The sequence below is a fragment of the Deltaproteobacteria bacterium genome (genome assembly GCA_003696105.1).
Lineage (GTDB): Bacteria > Myxococcota_A > Polyangia > Haliangiales > J016 > J016.
The window spans coordinates 1-11,744 of the sequence record RFGE01000045.1 but is presented as its reverse complement, the minus strand read 5'-3'; the positions used below and the strand labels follow the sequence as shown (position 1 = coordinate 11,744).

The window sequence follows — 11,744 nt, the reverse complement described above, 5'->3', positions numbered from 1 at the left end:
TCGTCGCCGGCCAGGGATGCGACGACCGCGAGCAGGTGGGCGTCGGCCAGCCGCCGGCGCAGCCGCCACGCGGCCTCCGTCGCGTCTCCGCGAAGCGACGCGACGACGCCGAGCGGCTGGTGCGCCGCGAGCCGTTCGCGCAAGTCGGCCGCGCGCCGCGGATCCACCGCATTCCCCGCGAGCGAACGCGCCACCTGGTACGGTGCGTCGTCCACCAGGGCCGCCCGCAACTGCCACGCCGCCTCACTGTTCATCCCGCGGATCGAGTAGGCGACCAGCGCGGGCTCGTCCGCCGCGAGTTGCCGGCGCAACGCCCACGCGCGGTCGTCGTCGAGCCCGGACAGCAGGTAGGCGGCGACGCCCGGCTCGCGCTCCGCCCGATCTTCGACGAACGCGAAGAACGCGCGCGCGGCCGCGCCGGCGGTCGGCTCGTCCGCGGCCGGCGGCGACGCGAACGGCGCGGCTCGGGCGCGCGCGATGGCGTCGGCCACGGGCGCGCCGCTCGCGATCGCGTCGATGACGCCGACGACACGGTCGACCACGTCGTCGAGGCGGGACCACGTGTTGTCGACGACGAGCCACCGTGCGGGCTCGCGCGCTGCCAGCGCGAGGTAACCGGAACGCATCCGGTGCGCCATTCCGACGCCGCCCAGCGACTTGCGGCTGCCGCCGCCGCGGTCGTCGCGCGGACCGGCGGCAGTCTTTGCGATCTTGCGCGCCTTGCGGCGGGCGCGCGCGATGTGCGGATCGGCGTCGCACAGCACGACCAGGTCCGGCCACAGCCCACACGCCGTGGCGTCGACGATCGGCCTCACGATGTCTCGCGCGAGCCCACGGCCATCGCAGGCGAGTACTTCGCACGAATACAGGTAGCGGTCGGCGAACACGAGGTCGTGGCTGGCGAGCGCCGGTCGGACTGCGTCGGCGATCAGCTGCGCCTCACGCGCGGCGTATAGCAACAACTCCGCCACCGGTTCGAGTTCGAAGTTGCGCCGGTCCTTGCCGAACTCGCGCAGGCGCGACACCAGCGGCTGCGCGAACTCGCCGCCCTCGCGCACGTGTGCGACCGCCCGGCCGCGCCGGCGCAGCAGCTTCGCGACGCGGTTCGAGATGGTCGTCTTGCCGCTTCCGTCGATGCCCTCGAATACGATGAACATGCGCCGTCCCGTCAGAATGCCGCGCCGAGCTGCACCATCGCGCGCACCGCGTCGCGCACCGGCGCGCGGGCCGCCGCCACCGTCCACTCGGCGTGCACCTGCCAGCGCAGGTGCCTGCCCAACTCGACGGCGACGCCGCCGCCGACCTGGCCCACCTCGTCGTCGGCAAAGCGCGTGTTGAGGTCCACGCCGGTCGCGGACACGAACGGCATCACCGCGCGGACGCCGCGGCCCGGGTCGACGCGCGCACCGGCCACGGCTCGCACCGCGGCGAACACGCCGCGGTCGGCGATCAACTCGACGGGCGGGCAGGTCGCCGACCCGTCGCCGCCCATCGCGCACGGCAGGTCGATCGTCGCCACGTCGAGCGCGAACGGCAACGGGTCGATGCCGGCGATTGCGTCCACCCACGCGCGCACCAGGCCGCGCTCGACCGCGAGGTCCACGCCCGCGACCGGGGCGTGCCGGTAATTCACCGCGCGATCCGGCTTGTCGTAGAACGCGGCCAGGCCGAAGCTGGTGCCCCAGGTGACGCCGCGGGCGACGCGCCACTCGACGCGCGCCCACGGATCGACGGGCACGTGGCGCGACGCATCCGGTGCGACCGACACGTCGGGAGCGAAAGCGGCGACCTCGACGCCCACCGGCATGACCGCCGAGGTCCATGCAACCCGAATGCCGTCACCGCGCCCGCCGACCGGCAGCCGGACCCCGGACACCTCCAGATCCCCGAGCAGCCCGCGCTCGACGACCGGCAGATCCCACAGCCCCGCGAGTTGCACCGCGCTGATCGGCCGCTTGAAGCGACCGGCCTGCACCGCCACCGCCCGCACCGGCCGCCATCTGACCCACACGTCCTTGGGCCGCGCGTCGCCGTCGGAAAACTCCACTTCGAGCGACAGCTTGACGCGCCGGCCGGCGCGATACTCGACGCCGAAGCGCGCGCTCGCGACGTCCTGGTCCCACCGCCAGGGTGCGGCGCCGCCGTCGGTCGCGTCGACGCGCGACGCGGTCTGCCGCGCGAACACCCGGCCGTGCAGTTCGAGGCGGTCGGCTCGCGCGGTCGGCGGCGCGACACACACGGCGATCGCAGCTATCGCCACCCAGCGCACGCAGCTACGATACTACACGCCGTTGCGGTCAGCGGCGCACCAGCGGGCGCGCTTGCTTGACGACCAGTTCGCGGTCCGGGCCCAGTTTGAACTCGACATCCATCGCGAAGTCGAGGCCCCCGCCGAGCCGCCCCCGAAAATGCTGGTGAATGCGCTCGAGCGCTCCGGCGAGCGCCACCAGATCCGATTCCGCCAACACCGGGCCGCCGGCGATCGACGAACGGGAGATCACCTCCCATTCGGGAGTGTCGAACCAGGTGTAGTAGAGGAGTTGCTCCGGCGTCGCCATGCCTGTCGGGTTGGTCACCGAGATGTCGCCGATCTGAGCGTTGATGTAGTACGCCGGTCGCCGCGCCTGGAACTCGTTGATGGTGACGGCGACGCCGTTGGCCGCCTCGCCGACGAACGCGGGATGGACGAGTACGCCCATCCGGACCGCCCGGTGGTCGACCCGGTAGAAGTCGCGCTCGACGAACGCGGGGTAGCTCCAAGCCGACGCCCACACCGTCTTGAGCGCCGCATCGATCGAGTCGGGATCGGCGAGGCGCCCGCTGGCGGACGTGTAGAGGCCGGCTCCGGTGAACTCGGCGAGATCCTCGGCGTTGGTCGACGAGCGGAACCGCACCTTGACGTCGTCGCCCCAGCGGTCGCGGATCGCCGCGACCAGCGCGTCGTGCAGCGACGGGTCCACCGGCGCCGAGAAGATCGCCCAGCGGATCGCGAACAGGCGCCGCTGCAGCTCGTCCGGCGCGAGCGACGGCGCGTCGGCGAGCAGCGCGTCGACGTCGGCCCACACGCCGGCGCGCGCCAGGTGCGCGTCGTAATCGGAAAAAGGGATGGCAAACGGGCGAGGCGGCAGCGGTACGCCGCCGGCCACGCGCATCAACTCGGCGAGGTTGGCCGCCTTCGCGCCGATCGCGATCGCGTCGTCCGCCGTCCGATCTTCCAGCGGCTGCGGGCCGGCCGCCGACAGGTCGTAGCGCGGCACCAGCGGTTCAGCCGGGCGAAGCGCATCCCAGAACTGCTGCGCGGCCTCCCGGTCGGCCGGCTCGATGGCAAACTCCTGCGCGCCCACGTCGAGGCGAACCAGCCGTCCCTCGAGCGCCCGCAGCCGCGGATCGTCGAACGCATCGCGAAGCGCCATGTTCGGGGTACCGCGGTTCTTGGACAAGATGTTGACGTGCGCCAGCGGCGTCTGGAACTCGGCCGTGATGATCCCGGACACCATCGAAATGTCGTTCGGCACCCGATCGATCACCACGATATCCGTCGGCAGCGGCGGCCGCGAGGCCAGCTGAGCGAGGCGAACGAACCGCAGTGTGCCGTAGCCGGTCTTGCGGTTTAGTGGCTGATACACCTGTCCAGCGAACACCTCGTCGCTCGTGACCACCGGAATACGGCGAGCCAACTCCGGCGCCAGCTCCACGTGCCGAGCGGACACCGGGCGGAACGCCAGCACATCGCCGTCGTAGATCGCCGACGCCACGCGACGGAAGGCGCCGGCGATCATGTCGGCGCCGGCCGTGTCGCCGGCGCTGAACTCGAGCGTCACGTAGCCGGCGTCGAGGTAGTGAACGAGCTTGCCGAGCACGAACCGGCGATTGGGCCGCCGGTAGTTGAGCTGAAACTCGCCGAGTGTGCCGACCGGCGTATGCCCGTCGCCGTCGAGGTAGCGCGCGGCGAAATCGTAGTGCAGCCGATAGCGGGTCGAGTCGATAAAATACAGGCGATCGCCGTCCTCGCGGTCGATGAGCCAGTTGACCGTGCGCGTGTTGGCGAACAGGGCATCGTCGCGGCCGTCCCACAACTGGTCGTAGTCGGCAGGACAGCCGATCTCGGAAGTCCACGCGACGTCGACGCCGGGAGGAATCACGCACTGCCGGTCGCGCGCTCCGTCGCACGCGGCCGCGGCGGCCGCCACTGCACACACCGCCGCCAGTCGCGTCACGGATTGACCTCCCCCCGACTGGCGACCGCCCGGTAGAACGGGCCGTCCGCGTGCGGCCGGCGTGCGAGCGACTCGCCGGGCGAACCGTCGAGCCACAGGTAGGCGAGCCCGTCGACGACGAGGCCGTCGGGCGCGATCAGGTGCACCTCGTCGGCGTCGCCCAGGCCGAACGCGACGGCGTCGATCGCCGCGACGCCGCCCGGTGCGAGCGTGCCGGCGAGCGGCTGGTAGTGGTCGAGCCGATCCGCCTTGTCGGTGACGAACATGCCGTCGAGCGCGATCGGCGCGCCGGTTCGGTTGACCAGTTCCACCCAGTCGCCGGCCGGCGACACCTCGTTGATCGCGACGTCGGAGGTGGCCGGCGACCCCTGGGCGACCGCGCCGGCGTCGGGACCGCCGGCGTCGGGAGGGCCGGCGGCCGGGTCGCAGGCGGCGGCCAGCACCGCCGCGACCTGCAGCACGCGGCGGCCGATTTGGCGCGCGGCCGGCGGCGCGCTCCCGGGCGCCATCCCCACCGCGCGCCTGGCGTCTCGCTCGGACACGCGCGAGACGAAAGCAAACCCGGTACCAGCGCAACCCACTGAAATCGGGTCGTCAACATCAGTTTTTCGAGGCGCACGGCGACGAAAGTCGTCGACATCAACCCGTGTGCGGCATTACAAGCTATCCGATGCAATCGCGAACCTCGGTTGGAGTTGTCGGCCTGTGGACGCTGGCGCTGGCTGTCGCGTGCGGAGGCAGCGACGGACACGACGAGCCCGACGCGACCGCCGGCCCGGACGCTGGCGCCGCCGCGGATGCGGCCCCCGCACCGGACGCGACGCCCGAGCCGACCGTCACCTGCGAAGACGACATCCCGGCGGCGACCGACGGCATCTGCGACGCGACCGCCGGGACGACGGGCGCGGTCGTCGTGCGCGGCACCGTACTGGCCCCGGACACCGTCTACGAGCGCGGCGCGGTGCTGATCGACGCCGACGGCGCCATCGCCTGCGTCGGGTGCGACTGCGCGACGAACCCGGCGTGGGACGGCGCGACCGTGATCGACTGCGCCGGCGCCGCGATCTCGCCGGCGCTGATCAACCCGCACGATCACATGACGTTCAGCGAGAACCCGCCCGTCGACCACGGGACGACGCGCTACGACCACCGCCACGACTGGCGCGGTTCGCTGCCGGCGCCGCAGAACCCGCACGGCACGGGCGCCACGTCCACCGGCAACCGCTGGGTCGAGCTGCGCCAGGTATTTGCGGGCACGACCGCCATGGCCGGCTCCGGCCAGGCCGACGGGATGGTGCGCAATCTCGACCGCGCCGGGGCGCACGGCCTGCCGATGACCGCGGTGAAGTTCGACACGTTCCCGCTCGGCGACGCCGACGAGCAGTTCCACGCCAACTGCCAGTGGAACTATCACGAGACGGAGGCGTCGGTCGCGACCTACCCGGCGTACTTGCCGCACGTCGCCGAGGGGATCGACGACTACGCCGCCGAGGAGTTCCGCTGCGAGAGCCGGTCGACCGGCGGCGCGCGCGACTTCGTCGAGGACAACGTGTCACACATCCACGCGATCGGGCTCACGGCCGCCGACTACTACCGAATGGCGCGCGACGGCGCCGAGATCATCTGGTCGGTGCGCTCGAACATCGATCTGTACGGGATCACCGCGCAGGTGACGGTGTTCGATCGGTTCGGCGGCACGATCGCGCTCGGCACCGACTGGTCGCTGTCCGGTTCGATCCACATGGGCCGCGAGCTGGCCTGCGCCGATGCGTTCAACCGCGAACATCTCGACGGCTATTTCACCGACCGCGAGCTGTGGCAGATGGCGACGATCAACGCTGCACGCGCCACCGCGACCGATGCGTGGCTCGGGTCGCTCGAAGTCGGCAAGCTCGCCGACATCGCCGTGTTCGACGGCGGCCAGCGGCAGCACCGCGCGGTGATCGAAGCCACCGCGGCCGACGTCGCGCTCGTGCTGCGGTCCGGCGAGGCGCTGTACGGCGAACCCGACGTGCTGGCCGCCCTGGGCGAATCGTGCGACCCGGTGGACGTGTGCGGCCGGCCGCGCGCGGTGTGCGCCCAGCGGGAGTTCGGCACCAGTTACAGCGCGCTCGCGTCGCAGGCCGATGCCGTCTATCCCGCGTTTTTCTGCGGCACGCCGGCGGGCGAACCGAGCTGCGCGCCCACGCGCCCGGGCGAATTCGACGGCGTGACCGGACAGGACGCCGACGGCGACGGCATCGGCGACGCCGACGACAACTGCCCGCGCGTGTTCAATCCGATCCGACCAATCGACGGCGGCGTGCAGCCGGACGCCGACGGCGACGGCATCGGCGACCCGTGCGACGACACGCCGCTGCCGGCCGACCTCGACGGCGACGGCGTCGACAACGACGCCGACAACTGCCCGTTCGACGCCAACGCGGACCAGGCCGACGCCGACGGGGACGAGCGCGGCGACGCGTGCGACCCGTGTCCCGACGCGGCCAACCCGTCCGGCCCGTGCCCGCCGCCGGCCGCGACGATCGCCGACATTCAGACGGGAGCGGTCGACCCGGGACGGCCGGTCCGCGTCGTCGACGTCGTCGTCACCGGCGTCGGCGCCAACTCGATCAGCGTGCAGGATCCGAATCCGGCCGGCGGCCCGGCCTATTCGGGCGTCCTCGTGTTCACCGGCGGCGCCCCCGGCGTCGAAGTCGGCGACGTGGTGACCGTAGAGGGCACGGTGGAGGAGTACTTCGGCGACACGGAGATCGGCAGTGCGACGGTCATCGCGTCGGGCGCGCAGATGTCGATCGCGCCGGCGCCGGTCGCCATCGCCGACGCGGCCTCCGAGGCCTACGAGGGCGTACTCGTGACGATCACCGACATCGAGTCGGTCGACGCGCCGTGGGACTGCAGCGCCGACGGGTCCGGTTGCACGGATCCGAACCTGTGGCAGGTCAACGGTCCGGGCGCGAGCGTCGTCGTGTACGACCGCTTCTACCAGGACGCCGACTGGGCAGCCCACGTCGGTGCCACACCGGTCACGGGCGTGATGATGTACCGGTGGAACCGCCGGCGCATCATGCCGCGGACCGCCGCCGACTTCGGCCCGTGAGGCGGCGCCGCCGGCCGGCGACGACGGCGAGCGCGACGGCGACGGCGACCGCCCACCCGTCCGCTGCACCACCGCCGCCGGTGGCGCAGCCGCCGCCCGACCGCGGCGGCGCGTAGCAGCGCCACTCGCCCGTGCGGTTCTCGCAGCGGAACCCCTGCGGACACAGCCGCCCGATCGACGTATCGCACGTCATCGTGCACACGCCGTCTTCGCAGATCTGCGCGCCGCAGTCCGATGCGTCCTCGCACGCCGCCCCGACCAGCCCGGGCGGCTCGTGGTCGCCGTCGAAGTAGCAGACGGTGCGGCCGTCCCGGTTCTGACAGGTCATCCCGTCCGGGCAGTCGGCGTCGCCGGCGCACTCGACCGTGCAGAACTTGGTCGTGGGCTGCGCGATCCAGTGGACGCACACGCCGGTCGTGCACTGCGTGTCCGCCTGGCACACTTCGCCCATCTCCTGAGTCGGGCAATCCCAGTCGGGTAGCGGGCAATCCTCGACGCACTCCCCGTTCGGGCCGCACGGCTCGCAGTCCGGGTCGTCCGTACAACCGATGCGGGCGCACCGGCCGTCGCGCCCGCACGCGGGATCGTTTTCGTCGATGAACGGCTGGATGAACGAGTCGGCGTGCAGGTCGACGCGCGTGTCGCCCATCGGCGCGACACACTGGGAACTCGACGTGTACGAGTGGACACCGGCCAAGTACTCGACTCCGTCGATGGCGACGAAGCCGGGGCCGCCCGAGTCGCCGAAGCAGATACGCACCGTGTCGTCGCCGGTGAGCAGCACGTCCGCGCCGCTCGTGCCGGTGATCGTCGTCGTGCCCTGTCGCTTCTTTCCGTCGGCCCGGTTTTCACCGCCGACGACATCGTACGTGCCGTAGCCGACGACGCGATAGGGCTCCCCTACGTGATCGGTCGCCGGCGACCGGTTCAGCGGCACCGGCAGGTCAGGATCCTGCGGCGCCACCAACAGCAACACGCCGATGTCGTTGGCGCCCAGCTCCCCGGTCCACTCCGGGTGAACCTCGCGGCGCACGACGGACACGCGGCGACCCGACGCCATCGCATCGGCGCCGAAGAAGACCGCCGGGTCGCTCGGCATCTCGAGGCAGTGCGCCGCCGTGACCACCACCGACGGCGACACCAGCGTACCCGAGCAGAACGGAAAGCCCCCGTTGGTCAGAGCGACCACCGCCTCGTCTTCGCCGTCGGCGACCTCGGTGCCGCCGATCAGCTCGTCGCCGCGGTCGCGCACCGGCAGCGCGCCCCCGTCCACCGCGCACGCCGCCACGAACGCCGCCGCGAACGCGAACTTGCCCGTCCGGATGTCCACGATCGCGAAGTATCGCACGACGACGGCCGGCGACAATCGCGTTATCCTCCCGGCGGCACCCACGCGGACGCCGCCATGAAGATCGCCACCTGGAACGTCAACTCGATCCGCAGCCGTCTCGACCGCGTCATCCCGTGGCTCGAGCGACACGCACCGGATGTGCTGTGCATGCAGGAAACCAAGGTCACCGACGACCAGTTTCCGCACGATGCGTTTGCGGCCGCCGGCTACCGCGTCGCCGCGCACGGGCAAAAGACGTACAACGGCGTCGCGATCGCGGCGCGCCGCCCGCTGGACGACGTTCGCACCGGGTTCGACGACGGCGGTCCGGACGACCAGGCGCGCCTGATCGCGGCCACGGTCGACGGCGTGCGCGTGCTGTCCGTCTACGTGCCGAACGGCAAGGAGGTCGGCCACGACGACTACCGGTTCAAGCTCGAGTGGTTGGGCCGGCTTCGGCGCTACCTCGACCGCAACGAAGAACCGGCGCGGCCGACCGTCGTCTGCGGCGACTTCAACGTCGCGCTCGACGACCGGGACATCTACGACCCCGCCGCGTGGGAGGGCGAGAACCTCGCGAGCGAGCCGGAGCGGCGCGCGCTGCGCGCGGTGCTCGACTGGGGCCTCGTCGACGCGTTCCGCGAGCTGCACGACGAAGCTGGCCACTACTCGTGGTGGGACTACCGAATGCTCGCGTTCCCCAAGAACCGCGGGTTGCGCATCGACTACTGCTTCGTGTCCCCGCCGGCGCGCGCGCGCCTCGTCGACGCCCGAATCGACCGCGAAGCGCGCAAGGGCAAGAAGCCGAGCGACCACGCACCGGTCATCATCGAGCTGGCCGCCAGCGCGTGACGCCCGCGCGGCGAGCCCGCCCCGTGGCCGCGGCGCCCGCGCCCATCAGCCGTTGGCTGCACGGTCGCCCGGCGCAGCGCGGCCGATGCGCAGCACCCGCGCGACCGCGCCCTGGCGCACCGGCGCGCCGTCGGCGTACGTCTCGGCGGGCGCGCGCGGATGCGGGGCCTTGCCGTCCAGCATGCGGTAGCCGGCGCGCAGTCGCCCGGCGGCCGTCATGATCGACAGCGCGCCGACGATGGACGCGGTGGTTCCGAGGATCGCGGGCACGTAACCGCGCAGCGTCGGGTCGGCGTCGAACACCGCAGCGAACAGCAGTCCGACCACCGTGAGCAACAGGCGTTCGGGGCGCTGCATGGCGCCGCCGGCGATCGTCACGCCGAGCGCCTCGCCGCGCGCGCGCGTGTAGCCCACCATGAACGCGCCGCCGAGCGCGGCGAGCGCCGCCCCCATCGCCCACGACCCCTGAAGCTGCCAGGCGAGCCCCGAATACACGAACAGCTCACCCCATCGGTCGAGCACCGAATCGAGGAATGCGCCCGAGCGCGTCTGCCGGCCGGTGAGCCGCGCAACGCGCCCGTCCATCAAGTCGAAGATGCCGGCGAGCACGAACGACCACGTCGCCAGCGCGAAGTGCCCGGTGGCGAGCATGGCTCCGGCCGCGCAAGCGCACGCGGCCGAGCCCCAGGTCATCGCGTTGGGCGATACGCGCGCGCGCACGGCGAACCGCTCTGCCGGCCGCAGCATCCAGTGCAAGTACACCGACAGCGTGCCCAGCTGCTCCGTTTCCTTGTGCTGGGGCGCGCTCGGCCGCCGGCCGACGGCGCACAGCACCGCGAACACCACGAGCCCGCCGACGAGATACGCCAGCGGCACGAGGGCCGGGATCAACACCGCATACTGATTGTCGACGAACAATTCCACCGGAGAGCCTGGCTCGAACGGTACGACTCTGTATCATCGCGTGTCGTCACTCGCCAAGCGAAAACCGTGCCGCAGATTGCCATCCCATCGCGCCCCCGCGGGTCGCACGCGCCGAAACCGCCGGCGCTGCGGCCTGCACCGCGGAGGTTCCGGTGACCTGGCTCGCAAAGCTCGTGGCCACGGTCGTCGGTGCGGGGTACTCGCCGATCGCGCCGGGCACCGCCGGTACGGCGGTCGCCGCGCCGCTGGCGTACCTCGCGGCCGGGCTGCCGGCGTGGGCGTTTGCCGCGCTCATTGCGGCCGTCGTGGCCGGCGGCATCTGGGCGGCGGGCCGTGCGGACGCCGCGTGGGGCACCCACGACAGCGGCCGCATCGTCATCGACGAGGTCGCGGGCTATTTCGTGACGGTCGCGCTCGTCGACCGGTCGGACTGGTGGCTGCTCGCCGCGGGCTTCCTGGTGTTCCGCGTCCTCGACATCGTCAAACCGCCGCCGGTGCGCTGGATCGACCGCCAGGTGGGCGGCGGGGCCGGCGTCGTGCTCGACGATGTCGCCGCCGGCGCGCTGGGCGCCGCGATCATGGTATGCCTCGCATCGTGGATCGGTTAGCCGCTCCACACGCCGGCCAGCCGCCGCGTCGGCTCGACAGGAGGTTCCCCGTGCATTCGTTCATTCGCCGTTCGTTCGCATTTGCCCTGCCGCTCGCGGTTGCATCCATTGGTTGTATCCGCACCGAAGACAAGCCCGCCGCGCGGGATCCGTCGCCGCCTCGGCCGGCGACGCTCGCCGCCGCGGGCTCGAGCGCCGACGGAAAAAGCTGCGCCGGCGGTGCCGCGCACGGCGACGGCCAGTTCGACGAGGACGGCTATTCGTGCGAGCACGCGGCCGACGAGCACGCGGGCGGCTGCAACCAGTGGGACGACGAGGCCGCCGCGGTCACGCGCCGCCCGGTCCCGGCGGACGCCCACTGGATCGCGTTCGACGTCGAGGGCATGTCATGCGGCGGCTGCGAGCGACGCATCATCGCCAACGTCGGCGCGATCGACGGAGTCGCGGCCGTCGAGGCGAGCGCCGAGTTGGGCCGCGTGCGAGTCGCGGTGGCTCCCGGGCACGAGGACGCGGCGGACGCAGCCCGGCGCCGAATCGGCGAACTCGGCTACCGGGTCAAGTAGCGACCCGCCCGCCCCGACCGCGACGGGAGTGTGACGCGCGCCGCCGGCCGGCGCGCGTTTCCGGCGGCGGATCGGGCGCCGCAGCGATCACCGCGGCTCGCCGGTCGGCGGCGGTCCGCCGCGCGCCGGCGCGCCTGCCCGGCACGGACG

Annotated in this window: 9 protein-coding genes; 3 read left to right on the top strand and 6 right to left on the bottom strand. The window is 72.3% G+C overall.

From position 1 onward, the window contains the following. From tmk to D6689_02925, 4 genes are all read right to left on the bottom strand, one after another. The coding region (gene tmk, locus D6689_02940; protein RMH44238.1) for a dTMP kinase at nucleotides 1-1,244 on the bottom strand (1,244 nt) is incomplete at its 3' end. Continuing rightward, complete coding sequence (locus D6689_02935) at nucleotides 1,169-2,269, bottom strand: hypothetical protein (GenBank protein ID RMH44237.1); 1,101 nt, start codon at nucleotides 2,267-2,269, stop codon at nucleotides 1,169-1,171. The genes D6689_02935 and tmk, both read right to left, overlap by 76 nt. A 28-nt stretch (nucleotides 2,270-2,297) precedes the next feature. Beyond that, nucleotides 2,298-4,217, bottom strand: a complete 1,920-nt coding sequence (locus D6689_02930) for a hypothetical protein (GenBank protein RMH44236.1) — start codon at nucleotides 4,215-4,217, stop codon at nucleotides 2,298-2,300. Then, nucleotides 4,214-4,759 carry a lamin tail domain-containing protein gene (locus D6689_02925; GenBank protein RMH44235.1) on the bottom strand — a complete coding sequence of 182 codons (546 nt, stop codon included), beginning with the start codon at nucleotides 4,757-4,759 and terminating at the stop codon, nucleotides 4,214-4,216. Before D6689_02925 ends, D6689_02930 begins: the two co-directional genes overlap by 4 nt. A gap of 128 nt (nucleotides 4,760-4,887) precedes the next feature. On the opposite strand from D6689_02925, the gene D6689_02920 reads away from it, so the two are divergent. Beyond that, nucleotides 4,888-7,317: a hypothetical protein gene (locus tag D6689_02920; protein ID RMH44234.1), complete on the top strand. Its 2,430-nt coding sequence runs from the start codon at nucleotides 4,888-4,890 to the stop codon at nucleotides 7,315-7,317. On the opposite strand, the gene D6689_02915 is transcribed toward D6689_02920, so the two are convergent. Further along, complete coding sequence (locus D6689_02915; GenBank protein ID RMH44233.1) at nucleotides 7,283-9,313, bottom strand: S1 family peptidase; 2,031 nt, start codon at nucleotides 9,311-9,313, stop codon at nucleotides 7,283-7,285. The two genes, D6689_02920 and D6689_02915, sit on opposite strands and share 35 nt — an antisense overlap. Nucleotides 9,314-9,544: 231 nt before the next feature. Next, nucleotides 9,545-10,423, bottom strand: a complete 879-nt coding sequence (locus D6689_02910) for a CDP-alcohol phosphatidyltransferase family protein (GenBank protein RMH44232.1) — start codon at nucleotides 10,421-10,423, stop codon at nucleotides 9,545-9,547. On the opposite strand from D6689_02910, the gene D6689_02905 reads away from it, so the two are divergent. After that, nucleotides 10,204-11,031 carry a phosphatidylglycerophosphatase A gene (locus D6689_02905; protein ID RMH44231.1) on the top strand — a complete coding sequence of 276 codons (828 nt, stop codon included), beginning with the start codon at nucleotides 10,204-10,206 and terminating at the stop codon, nucleotides 11,029-11,031. The two genes, D6689_02910 and D6689_02905, sit on opposite strands and share 220 nt — an antisense overlap. 50 nt (nucleotides 11,032-11,081) lie before the next feature. After that, a complete protein-coding gene (locus D6689_02900; GenBank protein RMH44230.1) occupies nucleotides 11,082-11,594 on the top strand; it encodes a copper chaperone in 513 nt (170 codons plus the stop codon). Nucleotides 11,595-11,744 lie beyond the last annotated feature (150 nt).

Coding starts and splice junctions, on each gene's coding strand:
- D6689_02920 (RMH44234.1), top strand. CDS start 4,888: ATGCAATCGCGAACCTCGGTTGGAGTTGTCGGCCTGTGGACGCTGGCG.